Annotated in this window: 17 protein-coding genes; 8 read left to right on the forward strand and 9 right to left on the reverse strand. The window is 61.8% G+C overall.

The features are described from left to right. Window positions 1–30: 30 nt before the first annotated feature. The 7 genes from AC07E3_RS06575 to AC07E3_RS06605 are packed head-to-tail and all read right to left on the reverse strand — an operon-like array spanning window position 31 to window position 8,048. A complete protein-coding gene (locus AC07E3_RS06575) occupies window positions 31–1,845 on the reverse strand; it encodes an ABC transporter ATP-binding protein (protein WP_478360737.1) in 1,815 nt (604 codons plus the stop codon). Between the two features lie 28 nt (window positions 1,846–1,873). Continuing rightward, window positions 1,874–2,818 (reverse strand): acetamidase/formamidase family protein, encoded by a 945-nt coding sequence (locus tag AC07E3_RS06580; protein WP_478360739.1) that lies wholly within the window; start codon window positions 2,816–2,818, stop codon window positions 1,874–1,876. Then, complete coding sequence (locus tag AC07E3_RS06585) at window positions 2,808–4,436, reverse strand: ABC transporter substrate-binding protein (RefSeq protein WP_478360741.1); 1,629 nt, start codon at window positions 4,434–4,436, stop codon at window positions 2,808–2,810. Before AC07E3_RS06585 ends, AC07E3_RS06580 begins: the two co-directional genes overlap by 11 nt. Before the next feature lie 46 nt (window positions 4,437–4,482). Next, a complete protein-coding gene (locus AC07E3_RS06590; protein ID WP_478360743.1) occupies window positions 4,483–5,403 on the reverse strand; it encodes an ABC transporter permease in 921 nt (306 codons plus the stop codon). Next, window positions 5,403–6,293, reverse strand: coding sequence for an ABC transporter permease (locus tag AC07E3_RS06595; protein ID WP_065816487.1), 891 nt, complete (start codon window positions 6,291–6,293; stop codon window positions 5,403–5,405). Before AC07E3_RS06595 ends, AC07E3_RS06590 begins: the two co-directional genes overlap by 1 nt. Then, on the reverse strand, window positions 6,274–6,891 hold the full coding sequence (locus AC07E3_RS06600; protein WP_478360745.1) for an ANTAR domain-containing response regulator: 618 nt from the start codon (window positions 6,889–6,891) through the stop codon (window positions 6,274–6,276). The genes AC07E3_RS06595 and AC07E3_RS06600 overlap by 20 nt, the downstream gene beginning before the upstream one ends. Further along, complete coding sequence (locus AC07E3_RS06605) at window positions 6,888–8,048, reverse strand: transporter substrate-binding domain-containing protein (protein WP_336067385.1); 1,161 nt, start codon at window positions 8,046–8,048, stop codon at window positions 6,888–6,890. The genes AC07E3_RS06600 and AC07E3_RS06605 overlap by 4 nt, the downstream gene beginning before the upstream one ends. A 366-nt stretch (window positions 8,049–8,414) precedes the next feature. Between AC07E3_RS06605 and AC07E3_RS06610 the strand changes: the two genes are divergently transcribed. The 5 genes from AC07E3_RS06610 to AC07E3_RS06630 all read left to right on the forward strand — a co-directional run bounded on the left by AC07E3_RS06610 (window position 8,415) and on the right by AC07E3_RS06630 (window position 15,443). Beyond that, window positions 8,415–10,253: an ABC transporter ATP-binding protein gene (locus AC07E3_RS06610; RefSeq protein WP_478360747.1), complete on the forward strand. Its 1,839-nt coding sequence runs from the start codon at window positions 8,415–8,417 to the stop codon at window positions 10,251–10,253. A 40-nt stretch (window positions 10,254–10,293) separates the two neighbouring features. Next, entirely contained in the window at window positions 10,294–11,823 is a 1,530-nt protein-coding gene (locus tag AC07E3_RS06615) for an ABC transporter substrate-binding protein (RefSeq protein ID WP_478360749.1), read from the forward strand. A 92-nt stretch (window positions 11,824–11,915) separates the two neighbouring features. Continuing rightward, window positions 11,916–12,839 (forward strand): ABC transporter permease, encoded by a 924-nt coding sequence (locus AC07E3_RS06620; RefSeq protein ID WP_065816572.1) that lies wholly within the window; start codon window positions 11,916–11,918, stop codon window positions 12,837–12,839. A gap of 13 nt (window positions 12,840–12,852) precedes the next feature. Beyond that, a complete protein-coding gene (locus tag AC07E3_RS06625; protein WP_065816482.1) occupies window positions 12,853–13,701 on the forward strand; it encodes an ABC transporter permease in 849 nt (282 codons plus the stop codon). Continuing rightward, window positions 13,698–15,443 carry a M14 family metallopeptidase gene (locus tag AC07E3_RS06630; protein WP_478360751.1) on the forward strand — a complete coding sequence of 582 codons (1,746 nt, stop codon included), beginning with the start codon at window positions 13,698–13,700 and terminating at the stop codon, window positions 15,441–15,443. The genes AC07E3_RS06625 and AC07E3_RS06630 overlap by 4 nt, the downstream gene beginning before the upstream one ends. On the opposite strand, the gene AC07E3_RS06635 is transcribed toward AC07E3_RS06630, so the two are convergent. Beyond that, window positions 15,440–15,859 (reverse strand): DUF983 domain-containing protein, encoded by a 420-nt coding sequence (locus AC07E3_RS06635; protein WP_223004767.1) that lies wholly within the window; start codon window positions 15,857–15,859, stop codon window positions 15,440–15,442. The genes AC07E3_RS06630 and AC07E3_RS06635 overlap by 4 nt on opposite strands. Before the next feature lie 148 nt (window positions 15,860–16,007). Continuing rightward, entirely contained in the window at window positions 16,008–16,919 is a 912-nt protein-coding gene (locus AC07E3_RS06640) for a LysR family transcriptional regulator (RefSeq protein WP_478360753.1), read from the reverse strand. Window positions 16,920–17,178: 259 nt separating this feature from the next. Here AC07E3_RS06640 and AC07E3_RS06645 point away from each other — a divergent pair, with 259 nt between their 5' ends. The 3 genes from AC07E3_RS06645 to AC07E3_RS06655 are packed head-to-tail and all read left to right on the forward strand — an operon-like array spanning window position 17,179 to window position 19,899. Continuing rightward, on the forward strand, window positions 17,179–18,384 hold the full coding sequence (locus AC07E3_RS06645) for an ABC transporter substrate-binding protein (protein ID WP_478360755.1): 1,206 nt from the start codon (window positions 17,179–17,181) through the stop codon (window positions 18,382–18,384). A gap of 11 nt (window positions 18,385–18,395) precedes the next feature. Beyond that, window positions 18,396–19,190: an ABC transporter ATP-binding protein gene (locus AC07E3_RS06650; protein ID WP_478360757.1), complete on the forward strand. Its 795-nt coding sequence runs from the start codon at window positions 18,396–18,398 to the stop codon at window positions 19,188–19,190. Further along, the gene (locus tag AC07E3_RS06655; protein WP_478360759.1) at window positions 19,180–19,899 is read left to right on the forward strand and encodes an ABC transporter ATP-binding protein; all 720 of its coding nucleotides are present in this window, start codon (window positions 19,180–19,182) and stop codon (window positions 19,897–19,899) included. The genes AC07E3_RS06650 and AC07E3_RS06655 overlap by 11 nt, the downstream gene beginning before the upstream one ends. The last annotated feature ends 2 nt before the right edge of the window (window positions 19,900–19,901 follow it).

Here is a 19,901-nt window from a genome sequence, read left to right on the forward strand (position 1 = left end):
GCTGAAACAGAAGCTTTCAGGTTCGGCGATCTAGCTGGAGATGTTCCTTCCATCATCTTCTAGCCATACACAGTGCCCTCCGCCAATGTCGCGCGCGGACTCCCGCGGCGGAACATAGTCCAGCCCATGCACGGGGCTCGGCAGGTCTTCCGCCTTTTCCATAAAGGCGCGGCGCGGGCGCGACGGGTCGGCCACCGGCACTGCTGCCATCAGCTTTTTGGTATAGTCGTGCTGCGGGTTTTCAAAAATCTGCGCCCGGCTGCCCATCTCCACAAACCGCCCCATATACATCACCGCCACCCGATGGCTGATCTGCTCCACCACGGCCATGTCGTGCGAGATGAAGAGATAGGACATGCCCGTCTCGTTCTGGATGTCCTGTAGGAGATCGAGCACCTGTGCCTGGATCGAGACATCGAGTGCGGCGACCGATTCATCCGCCACGATCAGTTTAGGCGAAAGCGAAAGCGCGCGCGCAATGCAGATGCGCTGGCGCTGGCCACCGGAGAATTCATGCGGATAGCGCCGCATCTGATCTGTCGAGAGCCCCACTCGCTTGAAGAGATAGGCAACCCGGTCTTCCAGCGCGCTGCCGCTTGCCAGCCCGTGAATTTGTAGCGGCTCGGCCACCAGGTCGCCGACCCGCATGCGCGGGTCGAGCGAGGCATAGGGGTCCTGAAAGATCATCTGCACATCGCGCAAAACCGGTCGCATGGCGCGGGGCCTGAGCCCGCGCGTCGTCTGGCCCGCCACGCGAATGTCCCCCTGCCACGGGATCAGGTTCAAAAGCGCCTTGCCGGTGGTGGACTTTCCGCAGCCCGATTCCCCCACCAGCGAAAGCGTCTCGCCCGGCATGATATCGAAGGAGATCCCCTCCACCGCATGCACGCGCTGCACCGGCCGTTGCAATATGCCGCCCTTGATGTCGAAGCGCACGGTCAGATCCTTTACGGAAACCAGCGGTTGGGCAACAAGCGGCTTTTCCGGCCCTGTTCCGGGGCGGGCCGCCACGCGCTTCGGCTCCGTGGTGCCGGTCATCTCGCCCAGCCGAGGCACGGCGGCAAGCAGTTCCCGTGTATAGGGGTGACGGGGTTGTGAGAAAATCACACTGGCGGAGCTGTGTTCCACCATGCGTCCATGCTGCATCACGAGCACGTCATCGGCCATCTCGGCCACCACGCCCATATCATGCGTGATCATGATGACGGAGATGCCAAGATCAGCCTGCAATTTGCGGATCAGCGCCAGTATCTGCGCCTGCACGGTCACGTCCAGCGCCGTGGTGGGCTCGTCTGCAATCAGGATCTGCGGGCTCTGGGCCAGCGCCATGGCGATCACCACGCGCTGGCGCATGCCGCCGGAAAGCTCGTGCGGATATTGCTTTAGCCGCCGCGCCGGCTCGGGGATCTGCACCTGATCGAGCAGTTCAAGCGCGCGGGCGCGGATCGCTTTTTCAGAAAGCCCGCCATGAGCGGAAATCGCACCAGCCAGTTGCTTTCCGACGGAAAGCACCGGGTTGAGCGAGGTCATCGGCTCCTGAAAGATCATGCCGATATGGCGGCCACGCACCTGCCGCATCTCGGCTTCAGGCAGGGCAAGAATATCGCGTCCCTCAAGAGCCGCCGTTCCCGCCGCAACACGCGCCATGGGCTTCGGCAGAAGCTGCATCAGCGAAAGCGCGGTCATGGATTTGCCCGAACCGCTTTCGCCTGCAATGCAGAGCGTCTTTCCACCTTCCAGCGTGAAAGACAGATCGTCGACGACAGTGCGCGCGCCCGTCGGTGTGGCGACCTGTACGGTGAGCCCGCTCACCTCCAGAAGGCCACTGGTTGTTTTCTGTTGCATGGCGCGCGCTTTGCTCATTGGCGTCGGCTCACGAAAAGACGACGCGCGGGAAGTAGAACGAGACCACCCAGTTGGGCTGATCGACGATTTCGCTGATGCGCAGGTCGCCACACACCGAGCAGAGCATATAGGCGTCTTCAGGCGCGAGCCCGCGCGTGGCGCACAGAAGGTCGATCATGCCGGAAAGGGCGGCCCGCGCCCCTTCCATGAGGTCGGAGCCGATGCCGGTCGTCACCTCATAGCCTTCCGCATCCAGATGCCGCGTCACCGGTCCCGGCGTGGTGAAGCGCGGCATGGCAAGGTTTGCGTCCTTCACCACGTCGAGCTTCACCGCCACGTTCATCTGGCTCTCGATGGCCGTGCCGCACACTTCGCCATCGCCCTGTGCGGCATGGGTGTCGCCGATGGAGAACAGCGCCCCCTCCACCTCGACCGGCAGATAGAGCGTGGTGCCCGCCGCCAGATCGCGAATGTCGAGATTGCCGCCCATGCGCCGGGGCGGCACCACCGAGTGCAGACCCGGCTCCGCCGGTGCCAGTCCGATGGTTCCGGCAAAGGGTTTGAGCGGCACACGGCCGTGCTTGCCAAAGGCCGCCGGCTCAAGGCTTGCCGCGTCATAGTTCCACAGCGTTAGCGCCGGGTCCTTGAACTGGTCTGCCAGGAGCCCGAAGCCGGGAATGTTCGCCGTCCAGCCGAAGCCGGACGGTTTGAACGAGAGGATTTCCACCTTCAGTGCATCGCCCGGCTTGGCCCCTTCCACATAGATGGGGCCGTTGACCGGGTTGACCCTGGAGAAATCCAGCGTGGCGATATCGTCCACGGTGCTGTCGGGCGAAAAGTGACCGGAGCCGGAATCGAGACACTCGAATTCCAGCGTCGAGCCCGGCGTCACCCGTTCTGCGGGCGGGATCGAATGATCCCACCCAAAATGGTGGTGGCGCCCGTGAATGGTGTAGTCGCAGTTACTGCACATCTTTGGCAAAAACCTCGTCATAGTGGACGGGAATGTGCACCGGATCGACGAACAGCTTGTCGTCGCCGCCGATGCGTTCAGAGCGAATGGTGAAGCGCTCTTCGTTGAAGATCGGCGCCCAGGGGGCGTCTTCCATCACCTTCAGATAGATGTCGCGCCACATGGCCTCGCGCTCGCCGGTCTTTTCCGGGTCGACCATGGCATCGGCATCCTTCGCCATGGCATCGAGATCCTCGTTGCAATACCAGGCCCAGTTCCAGCCACCCGGCACCGCGCCGTCGCAGCCGAGGATTGGACCGTAGAAGTTGGACGGGTCGGGGAAGTCGGCAATCCACGCCATGCCGCCCGACCAGATCATCGGGGCCTGATCTTCCTCGCCGCCGGCGGCAATCACATTGGCCTGCGCCAGAGACTTGATCGAGGCATTGATGCCGATGGCCTTCAGATCCTGCTGGATCGCCTGCGCGATACGCGGCTGCGGGTCGGTGTTCATCACGTAGAGTTCGGTCTCGAACCCGTCGGCAAGCCCGGCCTCGGCCAGAAGCGCCTTTGCCGCTTCCGGGTCGTAAGCATAGCCCTCATAATCCTTGGCATAGCCCGGCATGGAGGGCGGCAGAGGCTGGTTGGCGGCAACGGCGCGGCCATTGATGATGCGCAGGATGCGATCCTTGTTGATGGCCATGTTCACGGCCTTGCGCACCTCGACCTTGTCAAAGGGCTCCATTTTCACATTCATGGTCACATAGCCGGTGTGAAGCTGTCCGCCCTGAATGATCAGATCCTTGAACTTGGGATCGTTCTTCACCTCGATGAATTTTGCGGGCGGAATGCCGTCGCCCGGCACGTCCACTTCGCCGTTCTGCAGGCGCAGAAGCGCCACGACCGGCTCCTGACCCACTTCAAAAATAATCTGGTCGAGCTTCGGCACGCCGGGGTTCCAGTAGTCCTCGAAGCGCTCGAAGACGAGGCGCTGGCCAAGCGTCCATTCCGCCAGCCTGAACGCGCCGGAGCCGACCGGATGCTTGCCGAAGTCCGCACCGTGTTTCTCTACCTCTTCCTTCGGCACCACATGGGCGAAGTTGAGCGCCAGCACATGCAGGAAGGTCGCGTCGGGGCGCGACAGCTCGAACTTGATGGTGTGATCGTCCACCACGGTGATGCCCGATAGCCCGTCCGCATTGCCGCTGGAGGCTTCCTCAAAGCCCTTGATGGAGCCGAAGAAACCGGCGCCGGGGCTTTGCGTTTTCGGGTTCACCGTGCGCTCGATGGAGTATTTCACGTCCTCAGCGGTCAGATCGCGGCCATTGTGGAATTTCACGCCGTCGCGCAGCTTGAAGGTGAAGACCGTGCCATCCTCGGAAATCTCGTAGGATTCGGCGATTTCCGGGCGCAGCTCGGTCGTGCCCGGCACATAGTCCATCAGGCCGTCGAACAGCGACTTGATCATCGACCAGTTCTGCCAGTCATAGCCGATGGCCGGATCGAGCGTCGAGACGTCGTCCTTGTAGGTCACGGTCATGGAGCCGCCCTGCTTGATATCCTGCGCAAGAGCAGGGGCAAGCATGGCGGAGGTGGAAAGGGCAGCGGCGGCGACGCGGGCCAGAAGCAGTTTTCTCATCTCAAGTGTTCCTTTCTCTGGTGCTGCACTTTTTGTTGGTCTTGCATCAGCGCAGCTTGATGCGCGGGTCGATCAGCGGGGTGATCAGATCGGCAAGAAGATTGCCGAGCACGATGGCGCAGGCTGAAACCAGCGTGACGCCCATGATGATGGGAATGTCGACACGCTGGATCGCCTGCCAGGCGAGCTGGCCGATGCCCGGCCAGCCGAACACGCTTTCCACCACCACGATGCCCGACATGAACAGGCCGATGTCGATGCCGATCATGGCGATGATGGGCAGGATGGCGTTGGGAAGCGCATGGCCGAAAAGCACCTTTGCGCGGGTGATGCCGGTGGCACGCGCGGTGCGGATATAATCCTGCCTGAGCACGTCGATCAGCGACGAACGCATCATGCGCGAATACCAGCCGGCCCCCAGGAAACCGAGCGTGATGGAGGGCAGGACGAGATGCGCGAAGTCGCCGTAGCCGCCGATGGGGAACCAGCCGAGCTTCACCGCAAACACGTAGAGCAGCAGAATGCCGATCACGAACTGCGGGGCCGAAACACCCACGAAAGAGGCGATCATCAGCGTGTCGTCGGTGCGCGAGCCGCGCTTCAGCGCCGCCACCACGCCCATGGTGAGGCCAAGCACGAGTTCGCAGAAAATTGCGCCGACCATCAGGAGAAGACTCGCCGGAAGGCGGGAAGCAATCAGTTCGGAAACCTCGGTCTTTTGCAGATAGGAGCGGCCGAGATCGCCATTCAGGAGACCGCCGAGATAGCGCAGATACTGCTCATAGAAGGGCAGGGTGAGGCCAAGCTGTTCGCGGATGTTCTCCACGGTCGCGGCGGTCGCGCTGCGGCCGGCGATCTGGCGCGCCGGGTCTGCCGGAACGAGATAGAGCAACACGAAGGTCACGAAGCTGATGCCAAGCAGGATCAGCGCGGTCTGGATCAGGCGGCGGGCGACATAGGCGAGCATCAGTGGCGCCCCTGCTGTGTCGGGTCGAGAATGTCGCGCAGCGCATCGCCCACCAGGTTGAAAGCCAGTGCCAGCGCGAGGATGGCAACGCCAGGAATGAAGACGAGCCAGGGCGCGGAGGTGAAATAGGTCTGGTTCTCGAAGATGATGTTGCCCCAGGAGGGAATGGGCGGCTGAACGCCGATGCCGAGGAAGGAAAGCGTCGCTTCCAGAAGCACGGTGGTTGCGATGCCGAGCGTCGCCCACACGATGATGGTGGAGAGCAGATGCGGCAGGATGTGGCGGAACAGGATGCGCCCTGCGCCCGCGCCCATGGCGCGCTCGGCCACCACGAAATCGCGTTCGGCGATGGAGCGTGTCTCGGTATAGGTAACGCGGGCGATCTGCACCCAGTTTACCATGGCGATCACCATGGCCACGATCCACAGGCTCGGGCTGAAGATCGCCGCCAGAACGATGGCCAGAAGGAGGGCCGGAAAGGCCATCATCAAATCGGTGAAGCGCATCAGAACCGTGTCGACCCAGCCGCGGAAATAGCCGGCCGAAATGCCCACCGCCGAGCCGATCACCACGGCGATACCATTGGCCACCACGCCGATGATCAGCGATGTCTGCGCGCCATAGATCAAACGGCTGAAGAGGTCGCGTCCCACCAGGTCGGTGCCGAACCAGAACTGCGCATTGGGCGGCAGCGGTGCGCCCTCGATGGTCAGCCCCTCGAAGAACTGCTCATAGGGATTGTAAGGCGCAAGCCATGGCGCAAAGACTGCGGCCAGCACCACCACCGCGATGATGATGAGCCCGGTCAGCGCCAGCGGCCGGCGCACAAGGCGCGCCAGAACCGACGGTGTCGCCACTTGCGTCTCCGTCTCAGCGGCCGTTTGTGACATTCGTTCTTCCGTGTGTATCGAAACTTGCGACGATGCCGGCGGCGGCCTTCTCGATGGAGCGCCGTTCGGCCATGGCCGTCTTGCGAAGACGGTTATAGGCGGCCTCGGCATCGCAATTGTGCTTCAGCATGAGGATGGCGGTCGCCTCGGCGACGACCTGGCGCTTGGCGAGCTGGTCTTTCAGGAGGGCGATTTCCTCCATCTGCGCCATGCGCCGTAGAAAACCCTGGCTCGCAACGACAAGCGCGCTGTAGAGCCCGGCGCTGCCGATGGGCTTCAGAAGCTGGGCGTCCGCTCCCTGTCCGATGGTCCAGGCGATGCGCCCGGGCGCTTCCGAGCCGATCAGCGCGATCATCGGCATGGGAGCAAGGCCGGGCGCCCAGGGAAACTGCTCGTCATGGCCCATATCGGCATCGATCAGGAGCACGTTGAAATCGCGCATTGCGTCGCTGTTTTCCAGCGTCGGCCAGGCCTGATCGGCGGCAATGCCGATGCGCGCGCACTGCGCCATCAGCGCGTCCACGTTCTGGTGCGGCCGGTGCAGGATGAGCGCCCGCCAGCCGACGAAATTGGGCGTATGGGCAAGGGCCGGGCTCATCGCACCACCCTCAGCTGCCGCGCGTCGGCGGCCATGTTCGCATAAAGCCGGTCGAGCGGCGTCGCCGTCAGAAACGGATCCGGCGCGATGGCTTCGGAGCAATGATGCACGATCTCGAAATCGCCATCGGCGCGTGTGCGGCCGATATGGGCATGGAGGCTGACGTGATTGGTCGCAGGGTCGACGCGCAACGAACCAAGCGGCGTTGTCGTCTCATGCTCACGGACCGCTTCCAGCACCCGCTGTGCCTCATCGCTTCCGATGCGGCGTATGGCATCGGCAATCATCACCACGGCGGCATAGGCCTGAACGAAAAAAGCGTCCGCCACCTGTGTGGGGTTCTCGGCTTTCATGCGGGCGGCGAAACGGTCGTTCTCTTCGCTCGCCAGCGCCCGGAAATAGCTCGATACGGTGTATTGTCCCTCTGCGATGGTGCCGAGCCTCGTGGTTTCATTCTCACATAGATTGCAGCTCACCACCGGGCAGTTGTCCGGAAGGAAAGCCGGGTCTTCCTTCCCGAGCGCCTGATAAGCGGCGAGAAAGGCGTATGAGGAATTTCCGATCAGATTGTTGAGTATGAAATCAGGCCGCTTCTCCCGGATTTCCTCGATCAGATGGTCGATATCATCATCGCCGATGGGTACGTAGCGTTCGCCCAGAACGCTGCCGCCGGAGCGGGTCAGAACATCGCGCGCAATGCGGTTGGTTTCCCACCCCCAGATATAGTTCGCGCCTGTCAGGAAACCCCGCGCGCCGAAGCGCGGCACGATATAATCGAGCAGCGGCACGAGCTGCTGGTTGGCGCAGGCGGCGATGTAGACGAGGTTTTCCGAAACCTCGAAACCCTCATAGACGCAAGGGTACCACAGCAAAGCATCGAGCTTCTCGACAACCGGGATCACCTCCTTGCGGCTCCACGAGGTGGTGCAGCCGACAATGTGCTGCGCGCCTGTCTGGCGGATGAGATCGCGGCAAAGCTCCGCATACCGGTCGGCATTGCCCTTCGGGTCGGCGTGATGGGCTTCGAGCCTGAACGGATAGGCATCATCCGCATTGATGTCGGCCACCGCCGCCAGGGCGCCGAAATAGCCCTGTTCGGCCGGCCGACTGTAGCCACCGCTACGCGAAAACAGAACGCCGATCGGATAAGTGTTCACACCCGTTCCCCAAAACGCAAAGGGCCCCGACGGGAACAACAATATTCCCGGCGAGGCCCAGATGCCAAAATCTTATTATGCCTCAAGCCTAGCTGGCGAAACGAAACTGTCAAGCCGCCCCGCGACAATCGCTTCCGCGCGAACCCGTGGTTGGCGAAAGCCGTATCCGGCAGATGCCGTGCGGATTTCGTGTTTCTTCAATGATAATTTATTGACAAAATGTCTGGAAATGTTTTCTTTTGCCGGGAGGGGCGCTCAGGAAAGCGCGGAAATCAAGCGTCTGCCAACGGACTGGTCTAAAGACTAGGGCCAGACGTAGCCGGGTTCAATGGGACATTTCGGCCTGTCCTTCAGATGGGAGTATCTATGCCGCAGCTCGGACAGGACACGTTACTGGATATTCGTTCACTCGCTGTCGAATTCGGCTCCAGCCGGGTCGTGGACGATCTGAGCTTCAGGGTGGCGCCCGGTCGCACGCTGGCCATTGTGGGCGAATCCGGGTCCGGAAAATCGGTCACCTCGCTCTCCATCATGCGTCTGATCGACCACATGAACGGCACCATCGCCAGTGGCGAGATCCTGTTCGATGGCGGCAACGGCCCGGTCGATCTGGCGAAAGCGCCGGTCGAAACCATGCGCAAGGTTCGTGGCAAGGACATCGCCATGATCTTCCAGGAGCCGATGACCTCGCTCAACCCGGTCTTCACCATCGGCGACCAGATCACCGAAGTGCTGATGCTGCATGAAGGCGTCTCGAAGAAAGAGGCGCTGCGTCAGGCCGGTGATTTGCTCGAAATGGTGCGCCTGCCCGATGCCCGCGCGCTGCTTTCGCGCTATCCGCACCAGCTTTCCGGCGGCATGCGCCAGCGCGTCATGATCGCCATGGCGCTCGCCTGCAAGCCCAAACTCCTCATCGCCGACGAACCCACCACCGCGCTGGATGTCACCATTCAGGCGCAGATCCTGTCCATCATCCGCGACCTGCAGGAAAAGCTCGGCATGGCCGTCATCTTCATCACGCATGACATGGGCGTGGTGGCCGAGGTGGCCGACGAGGTGGTCGTCATGTGGCGCGGCAAGAAGGTTGAGGAAGGCCCGGTCGAGCAGGTTTTTGCCAGCCCCCAGCACGCCTACACGCAAACCCTTCTGTCCGCCGTTCCCACGCTCGGCTCCATGGCCGGCGAGAAATATCCCAAGCGCCTGCCGGTTGCCGTCATGGATGGCGAAACGCCCCGCCTCGTGGGCGAGGAGCATCTGCAGGACACCGCGCGCTACGATCGGTCCCCGATCCTGAGCCTCAAAAACCTCGAAACCCGTTTCGACATCAAGAAGGGCTTCTTCGGCGGCGTCACCCACCGCGTTCACGCGGTGGAAAAGGTCAGCCTCGACATCTGGCCGGGCGAAACCCTTTCGCTGGTCGGCGAGTCCGGCTCCGGCAAGTCCACCATCGGCCGCACCATCCAGCAGCTTCAGGAAGCAACCGGCGGCGAGATTTTCTTTGAGGGCAAGGCGATTTCCGCCATGTCATCGGCCGAGCGTCACAGCCTGCGCCAGAAGGTGCAGTATGTCTTCCAGGACCCGTTCGCCTCGCTCGATCCGCGCCGCACGGTGGGCTTCTCCATCGCAGAGCCCATCGTCACACATGGCCTGATCGAAGGCGCCGCCGCCAGGCAGAAGCGCGTGGATGAACTGCTCGAGCGCGTCGGCCTCAAGGCCGAGCATGCGCGCCGTTACCCGCATGAATTCTCCGGCGGCCAGCGTCAGCGCATCTGCATCGCCCGCGCGCTTGCCTCGCGGCCCAAGCTCATCATTGCCGATGAGGCGCTGTCCGCGCTCGACGTGTCGGTGCAGGCGCAGATCATCAATCTCTTGATGGAGCTGCAGGCTGACGAAGGCCTGTCCTACCTCTTTATCAGCCACGACATGGCCGTGGTCGAGAAGGTCAGCCACCGCGTCGCCGTGCTCTATCTGGGGCAGATCGTGGAGGCGGGTTCGCGCGAGGCCGTGTTCGAGCGCGCCACGCATCCCTACACGAAGAAACTGCTCTCGGCGGTTCCCATCGCCGACCCGACAAAGCGGCCCGACCGGCCCATGCTCGAAGGCGAAATCCCGAGCCCTGTCCGCAGGGTCGGCGACGAGCCCGAAATTCAGCCTCTGGTGGAGATCGCGCCCGACCATCTGGTCGCGCAGAGCGCCACGGGCTGATCACTGGAACACAAACGCAAAAGAAACGGAGGACTTATCCATGAAACTCGGCAATACACGCGGCGCATTACTCGCCGCCGTGCTGGCGGCTCTGCCGTTCGGCGTCATGCCGGCGCAGGCCGCAGGCACGCTCACCATCTCTTCCCCGCAGGATCCGGGCAGCTGGGATCCGATCGACACCTTTCTGGTGAACTGGTCGTCCGTCGCCACCAACATCTATGATGGCCTGGTCTATCGCGGTCCCGATACAAAGATCGTCCCCGGCCTCGCCACCGAGTGGGAAGTGCTCGACGAGGGCAAGCGTCTCCGCTTCAAGCTGCGTGAAGGCGTCAAGTTCCACAATGGCGAGGATTTCAACGCCGACGCCGTGAAATTCACCTTCGACCGCCTGCTTGGCGAAGAAGGCAAGAAGGGCCCGCAGCGCTCCAACTATGCCGTCATCGAAAAGGTCGAGATCGTTGACGATTTCACGGTGGATCTGGTTCTGACCCAGCCCGATCCGGTGCTGATCACCAAGCTCGCCGGCTATGGCGCGATGATCGTGCCGCCGAAATACGTCACCGAAAACGAGGAAGATTTCGTCAACGCAAATCCCGTTGGCACCGGCCCGTTCAAGATGACCTCCTACGAGCCGAAGGTCGGCGTGAAGCTTGAGGCCTTCGCCGATCACTGGGGCGGTGCACCGAAGCTCGACGCCGTCGAGTACCGCTTCATCTCGGAGCCGGCCACAGCCGTCGCCGAGCTGCAGGCCGGCCGTGTCGACATTGTCATCCCGCCGACCATTCCGATCTCCATGGTTCCCACCATCGAGGCGGATGAGAAACTCGAAATCCGCTCCGTCACCAGCCCGACGGTCTATGCCCTGCGCTTCAACACCGGCAACGGCATCACCGCCGATGAGCGCGTGCGCAAGGCCATGATCATGGCCGTGGATCGCAAGGCCATCATTGATGCCGTTCTCGGCGGTCAGGCCAAGCAGATCGCATCCTTCCAGTCGGAACTGTCGTTCGGTTACGACCCGGAGATGGAGCCGCTGCCCTTCGATCAGGCAAAGGCAAAGGAGCTTCTGAAGGAAGCGGGCGTTGCTGCCGGCGCACCGGTCCAGATCGACATTCGCGGCAATGACGCCACCTTCGGTGAAGTCACCCAGGCGGTTGCCAGCTACCTGCAGATGGTCGGCCTCAACGCCACCATCAAGCCGTACGAGACCAACGTTCTGCTCAACGACATCATCCCGCAGGGCAAGACCGGCGAAATGTTCCAGCAGAGCTGGGGCGGCTGGACGCTCGACTACGACAACACCGCTTACCTGATGTACCACACGGGCGAGCGCTGGAACCCGTATGACAGCGACAAGGAGCTCGATGCGCTTCTGGAATCGCAGCGCCCGATGATCGACGTCGACGCGCGTGAGAAGGTGCTGCAGGAAATCGCAGCTTACGCAGCCGACCGCGCTCTCGAAATGCCGCTCTACAACCTCAATGCGCTCTATGGCGTCAACAAGCGGGTGAAAAACTTCATCGCGCCGCCGGACAGCCGCATGCGCCTCAACGAGGTTGAAGTCGAATAGTCCTCCCAGGACATAGATGTCGGGGGCGGCTCGCGCCGCCCCCGAGCCCGTGAACTTTGCGCGAGCGCGCAGAACCTAACCCGGAGGCTCTGGTGGCCAGTTTTCTTCTCAAACGCATCCTGCAGGCGGTGTTCGTCGTTTTCGTCGTCACCCTCACGGTGTCGTTCGCCATCCGGTTGACCGGTGATCCGGCGCTCATGCTTTCTCAGGGTGCGGGCAGCGTCACGGAAGAGGATCTGGCGAATATCCGTCAGGCGCTCGGCCTCAACGAGCCGTTCATCGCCCAGTATTGGGATTTCATCAAAGGGCTTTTTGTCGGCGATTTCGGCCGCAGCTTCCTCGGAGGCACCTCGGTATCCCTGCTCATTTCCAAGGCTTTGCCGGCCACGCTGGCACTGGCCTTCTCCTCCATGCTGGTGTCCATCGCGATTTCCATTCCGCTTGGCATCCACGCGGCGGTCAACAAGGGCAAGACCGCAGATCAGGTGATCCGCATCCTGTCTCTGGTCGGGCTTTCCTTCCCGAATTTCTGGCTCGCCATCATGCTCGTTCTGGTGTTCTCGATCATGCTGCAATGGCTGCCGCCGTCGGGCATGAGCGGGTTTGCCAGCTTCATCATGCCGGCAGTCACCATGGGTGTCATTCTCACCGCCACGAATGTGCGGCTCGTGCGTACGGCCATGCTTGAGACGCTGCGTTCACAGTATATCCAGGTCGCCCGTGCAAAAGGCCTGAGCGAGAGCAAGGTGCTCTACAAGCATGCGCTCAGAAACTGCGCCATTCCGCTGATCACCTATTTCGGCCTCCAGTTTGGCGGCCTTCTGGGCGGCATTGTCGTCATTGAGCGCGTGTTCAACTGGCCGGGCCTCGGCACGCTCGCCTTCGATGCGGTGGCGGGCCGCGACTATCCGGTCCTGCAGGCAGTCATCACCGTGCTCTCGCTGCTCATCATCGGCGTCAACCTTTTGGTCGACATCGCCTATGGGCTGGTCGATCCGCGCATCCGCAACCGATAGAAAGGACGCAATCATGGCACAGGCTGTTTCGCGTTTGCGTCACTTCAAGAACATCGAGTTCATTCTGGGCATTCTTCTTGCCGGAACGATGACGCTTCTGGTCCTGCTTTCACCGCTGCTCTTTCCCGATGGCGGTGAGCAGATCAACCTGACGGCACGTCTCACAAAACCGTTCACCGACTGGGCGCACATTCTGGGCACCGACCCGCTGGGCCGCGATGTGCTGGCGCGCGTGATAACTGGCGGCAAGATCTCGCTTCTGGTCGGCTTCACCTCCGTTGCCGGCGCTGTGGTGGTCGGTGTCGTGATGGGGTTGATCTCGGGCTATTATCGCGGCTTCTGGGACATGCTCGTCATGCGCTTTGCCGACGTGCAGCTGGCGCTTCCCTTCATCCTGCTTGCCATCACCTTCATCGCCATTGTGGGCGGCGGCATCACCAACACGATCATCCTGCTCATCGTGTCGCAATGGGTTCAGTATGCCCGCCTTGTGCGCGGCTCCGTCCTGTCGCTCAACGACCGTGAGTTCATCCATGCGGCCAAGGCCATCGGCGTGCCGGATTTCAAGATCCTGTTTCAGCACCTTCTGCCGAATCTCGCCGGGCCCGTCATCGTTCTGATGACGCTCAACGTCGCCACCAACATTCTTCTGGAAAGCTCGCTAACCTTCCTTGGCCTCGGTGTCGATCCGACCATCCCGAGCTGGGGGGGCATGCTGGCCGATGGCCGCACCTATCTGCAGAACGCCTGGTGGGTCAGCGTCTTTCCGGGCCTCGCAATCCTCTTCACCGTGCTCGGCCTGAACCTGCTTGGCGACTGGCTGCGCGATCTTCTCGATCCAACGGGACGCACAGAAACATGACCGCGATCTTCGAAAAGACCTTTGACCGCACGCTCGACCGTCTGGTTGCCGAATACGCCATTGAGGCATGGCGCGGTGGCGAGCTGGAGGCGTGGCTTTTCGAGGATGAGGCGGCGCGCCGCGGTGCCGAAAAGCGCTTTGCGGCAGCGGGCATTAAGGCGCGGCTGCACAGCGCCTACAAGCCGCTGGTTCATTTCTTTCTGGAAGACGCGCCCGCCGCGCCGCGCATCGCCATCACTTATCCGGTGAGCGCTGCTGCGCCCGAGCAGCGTTTCCTTCTGGAAGCCTATCCTCTGGCAGGGATGGTGGGCGCAGCCGAGATCAGCTTCACCCCCGCTCCGGTCGATGGCCCGCTCGAATATGGTGTCGAGATCACGGCGGCGGACGGCGCCGTTTCACGCCATGCGGTCTTCGCGCCCAACCGGCTTGCCGACGATCATATCGGCGAAAAGCTTCTTTCGCCCTGCGGCTGGCTGCGCGTGCGTCACCCGGATGGCCGCGTTGTTGACGAAGCGCTCGCAACCGATTTCGAGCGCCTGTTTCACGAAACGGTTCAGGCCATTGATGCGCACCCATGGGGAGACAGCGAACCCTTTTTCGACGCGCTGCATATTGCTGTGTCCATGCCTGGCGCAGACACACGGCTCCCGGTTGGCGAGGAAGCGATCAGCCTGCATGAGGCGCTGCACGAGGATTTCTATTTCTCGCTGCTTGAACTTTTCCAGAAGAAGTCCGGCCGTCCGCTCGGTTCGCGCGGGCTCCAGCCCGGTCAGATCATTCCGGTGATCGCGGCAGGCGAGGGGCCGCTCACCGTCAGGGTTGAAACCCGGCCGCTTACCACCGAACCCGCCCATTGGCCGGCGCAGCCGCTGCACGAAGCCACGGGGCCATTCTCCGTCTCGATGGTCGCCGAGACGCTTGAAAAGATCGGCGGTGAGGCATTCGAGGTGGTTTCGCGTTCCGGCCGCCCGGTTCCGGCGCGCTATGTGCGCGGAACCGATCATCCGATCATGCTGAGCGGCGGACAGCATCCCAACGAGATTTCCGGTGTCGCAGGCGCGTTGCGCGGTGCTTCGCTGCTGGCCGGGCGTGAAGGCGCGCATTTCACGGTTTCCCCGCTGGAAAACCCGGACGGCTACGCGCTTCATTATGCGCTATGCCAGAGCCAGCCGCACCACATGCACCACGCGGCCCGCTACACCGCGCTTGGCGACGATCTGGAATATCGGGAAGCCGAACCCTTCTATGAAAAAGCCATTCGCCGCGAAGCCTATTCACGCACGAAGGCCGTGCTCCACGTCAATCTGCACGGCTACCCCTCGCATGAATGGACCCGTCCGCTGACGGGCTACATTCCACGCGGGTTCGAGATGTGGACGGTGCCGAAGGGCTTTTTTCTGGTCGCCCGTCACAAGCCCGGCTGGGCCGAGCGCACGCGTCTCCTCATCGAAAAGGTGACGGCTGAACTTGCAAAGGTTCCGGGCCTCGTCGCTTTCAATGAAGCGCAGATGCGGCTCTACGAGATCCACGCTGGTGCACTTCAGTTCGAGGTGTTGAACGGCTTCCCGATCACCATCACGGAGGTCGACCGCCACGACGCGCCGATGACGCTCATCACCGAATATCCGGACGAGACGGTCTATGGTGATGCGTTTCGGCTCGCCCATGAAGCGCAGACCCGGACGGTGCTTGCCGCCTATGAGGCGCTTCAGGAAATGATGGCGGAGAGCCTGATGGTTTAGGCCTGATCGGCCTTCTTGGCCGCCGCCTCGCTGTGCCAGGCGTGGTCGATGGAGCCTTCCTCGGCCTTGTGGAAATATTGCGAGCAGACGAGCCAGCCCTTGAGCGGGCGCAAAAGCGCCATGCAGCTCAGGATCGTCAATGGCACGGTCGTGAAAACGTGGACCCAAAGCGGCAGTTCGAATGCCATCTGGAACCACACCCCGAAGGCGAGCGCGGGAACGGCGGCTATGGTCATGGCGAAGAAGGCTGGACCGTCGGCCGGATCGGCGAAGGAGTAGTCGAGCCCGCAGACCTCGCAGCTTTCCGCGAGCTGGAGATAGCCCTTGAAGATGTGACCCTGCTGGCATTGCGGGCAGCGGCCAAGGGTCCCCGTCAGCATCGGGTTGTCGGTGGGTGTATACTGGGCGTTCTTCATCGCGGCCTCTCCATTTCAGGGTGCAGTCTCATCGAAAGAAGACTGCGTGGCCATGTGACAATTCAGCTTGCGACAAAATTGCCGAAAAGTCCCGGAAATTCCGGAATTTGAGGTAAAACGCTTTCGTTTTCCGGAAAACGACGTGTTTTTACGTCAAAAGATTTTGCCCGTGAAAATCGTCCTTCGCGGCCTCCGCTTCGGTCTTGATGAAGTCCGTCAGCATCCGAATGCGCGGTGTGTGCGCGACGTCCTGATGGGCGATGCACCAGTAGTAGCGTTCGAGATGAATCTCTTTTGGTATGACCGGAACAAGATCGGGGTAGTGGCGTGCCATGAAGTTCGGCATCACACACAGCCCCAGACCCTTGCGCGTGGCGGCGAGCTGCGCATGAATGCTGGAGCTCTGGTAAAATGCGCGGGCACCCGGCAGGATCTCCCGATGGTAATCGAGGCCCGGCGTAAAGATCATGTCTTCGATGTAGCCGATGATGCGATGGGACGCCAAATCGGATTTGCGGCGCACCGGAGGGTGTTTTTCCAGATACTCGCGGGTTCCATAAAGAAACAGCCGGTACATGGTGATCTTTTCATAGTGATGTGAGCCCGCCCGGTTGGTGGACAGGGTCACCGACATATCCGCCTCGCGGCGTGACAGTGAGACGATCTGCTGGATGATGAGAAGCTCGATAGACAGGCTAGGCAGGGAACTGGCGAGATCGGGCAGGCGGTCGGCCAGGAAGAAATTGCCGAACCCTTCCAGCGTGCTGATACGCACAACGCCGCTGACCGAGGTGGCGTCACCTGCGAGTTCGCTCTGCACGTGAGCGGCTTCGCGCTCGATCACTTCGGCCCGCTCCACCATCTTTTCGCCCGCCGCCGTCAGAAGATAGCCGCGCGGGTTGCGCTCGAAGAGCCGTGTTCCCAGCGCCTGCTCAAGCCTGTCGATGCGGCGCGAAACCGTGGCGTGATTGGTTCTCAGCTTGCGCGCCGCTGCCGAAAGCTGCCCCGTTCGCGCGACGGCGAGGAAGTATTGCAGGTCGTCCCAGGAAAATGGTCGCATCGCTCTGTACGTTTTTGCACCGTATTTGTGCAAAAATAATGAGTTGTGTACGGAAAGGTCAATGCTATGACTATAGGCATGGTCGTGCATGAGGGAAGGGAGGCCCGGTTCGCACCGGCTCCAGCCCCCATAATTGCCATGCCGATTTCCTGCAGGGAGATGTGCGGAGGAGCACGAGCACGCCCTGCGGTTCAGGATAACCGCCGCCGGGCGCGCAGCACCGGCTTGCGGATCACCGTTTTGGGAGGAGAGATCGATTATGAAGTTACTTGCGCTTGCATCCATGGCCCTGATGACGGCCACCGCCATTCCGGCCATGGCCCAGGTTTCCGATGAAAAGGTGAAGATCGGCATCCTGAACGACCAGTCGGGTGTCTACGCCGACTTTGGCGGAAAATGGTCCTATGAGGCCGCGCTGATGGCGGTCGAGGATTTTGGCGGCACGGTTCTCGACAAGCCCGTCGAGGTCATCACCGCCGACCACCAGAACAAGCCTGACATTGCCGCCAATATCGCCCGCCAGTGGTATGATACCGAACAGGTAGATGCGATCATGGAGCTGACGACTTCGTCGGTGGCTCTGGCCGTGCAGGGCATCTCGAAAGAGAAGAAGAAGATCAACATGGTCACCGGCGCGGCGACCACGGAACTGACCGGCGCACAGTGCTCGCCCTACGGTTTCCACTGGGCCTATGACACGCATGCTCTCGCGGTCGGCACCGGCGGCGCGCTGGTGGAGCAGGGCGGCGACACCTGGTTCTTCCTGACCGCAGACTATGCGTTCGGCTATTCTCTGGAAGAGCAGACCGGCAACTTTGCCAAGTCCAAGGGCGGTGAGATTTTGGGTGCCGTACGCCATCCGCTCGCCACCACCGACTTCTCTTCCTTCCTGCTTCAGGCTCAGGCCTCGGGCGCCAAGGTGATCGGTCTGGCGAATGCCGGTCTCGATACGGCAAACGCGATCAAGCAGGCCGCCGAATTCGGCATCGTGGCTGGCGGGCAGCGCCTGGCAGCGCTTCTGTTTACGCTGGCCGAGGTTCATGGTCTTGGCCTTGAAGCCGCGCAGGGGCTGACGCTGACGGAAGGTTTCTACTGGGATCGCGACGATGAATCGCGCGAGTTCGCCCGCCGTTACTACGAACGCACCGAGCGTATGCCCAACATGATCCAGGCTGGTACCTATTCTGCCGTGATGCAGTACCTCAAAGCCATCAAGGAAGCCGGTACGGACGAGACGGAAGCGGTCGCTGCAAAGCTGCATGAGATGAAGGTCAACGACCTCTTCGCCCGCGACGCGACTGTGGGCCCCAATGGGCGTCTGCTCAACGACATGTATCTGATGGAAGTGAAGAAGCCCGCCGACAGCAAGGAACCGTGGGACTATTACAATGTCCTTGCCACCATTCCGGGTGAGGAAGCCTATATCAAACCGTCTGAAAGCGGCTGCTCCCTGGTCAGCCAGTGACGGAGGCTGCCATGATAGAAGCGCCGGTTTCCGGCGCCGCCAGTGATGCAGAGCCGCGGGTGGTGCTTTCCGCCCGCGGTCTGCGGCGCGATTTTGCCGGGTTCGTTGCCGTCAAGAATGTTGATCTCGACGTGCATCATGCGAAGATTCACGCGCTGATCGGCCCGAACGGGGCCGGCAAGACAACCGTTTTCAATCTTCTGACCAAGTTTCTGGCGCCCAGTGCCGGGCGCATCGAGTTCATGGGGCGCGACATCACCAGCACCCCGCCCGCCAGGGTGGCGCGGCTGGGGCTGGTGAGGTCGTTCCAGATCTCGGCGATCTTTCCGCATCTGAGCGTGCTCGACAATGTGCGCGTCGCGCTGCAGCGTCCGGGCGGGCTCGGCTATCAGTTCTGGCGCTCGCTCGGCAGCCTCGACCTCCTGACCCCGCGCGCGGAACAATTGTTGGAGACGGTCGGGCTTCAGAACGAACGCCACAGGATGGCCGGCGATCTCTCCTATGGCCGCAAGCGCGTGTTGGAGATTGCCACCACGCTGGCGCTCGATCCCAAGGTTCTTCTGCTCGACGAGCCCATGGCGGGCATGGGCCATGAAGATGTGGAGACGGTTGCCGACATAATCCGCGATGTGGCGAAGGACCGTGCCGTCCTCATGGTCGAGCACAATCTCAAGGTCGTCGCCGATCTCTGCGACTGGATCACGGTTCTCCAGCGTGGCGAGATCATTGCCGCCGGCGATTACGCCACCGTGAGCCAGGACGAACAGGTGAAGGTGGCCTATATGGGGACGGCCCATGACGCATGAGCACGGCAAAAAGCCGCTTCTTTCCGTCCGCGATCTGCATGCCTGGTATGGCGAGAGCCACGCACTGCACGGTGTGAACCTCGATGTGGCGGAGGGCGAAACGGTCACGCTGCTTGGCCGCAACGGTGTCGGCAAGACGACGACGCTGCGCGCGATCATGGGCATCATCCGCAAGCGCAAGGGCGTGATCGACTTTGCCGGTCAGGATTTGATGAACACGCCGCTGCACCGCACGGCGCATGCGGGGCTCGGCTTCGTGCCTGAGGAGCGCGGCATCTTTGCCACGCTTTCGGTGGACGAAAACCTGCTTCTGCCGCCTGTTGTCTCTGACGGGGGCATGAGCATCGAAGAGATTTTCGAGCTGTTCCCAAATCTGAAAGAGCGACGCAACAGCCAGGGCACAAAGCTCTCCGGCGGCGAACAGCAGATGCTTGCAATCGCCCGCATGCTGCGCACCGGCGTGAAGCTGCTTCTGCTCGATGAACCGACCGAAGGCCTCGCACCGGTGATCGTGGAGCGCATCGGCGAGGTGCTGGCAACGCTCAAGGCGCGCGGCATGACGATCCTGCTGGTTGAGCAGAATTTCCGGTTTGCCAGCCGCGTTGCCGACCGTTTCTACCTGATGGAACACGGCCAGATAACGGCGAGCTTCCCGGCATCCGAGCTGGATCAGCGCATGGAGGAGTTGCACGAGGTGATTGGAGTTTGATG

The organism is Nitratireductor lacus, assembly GCF_056431025.1.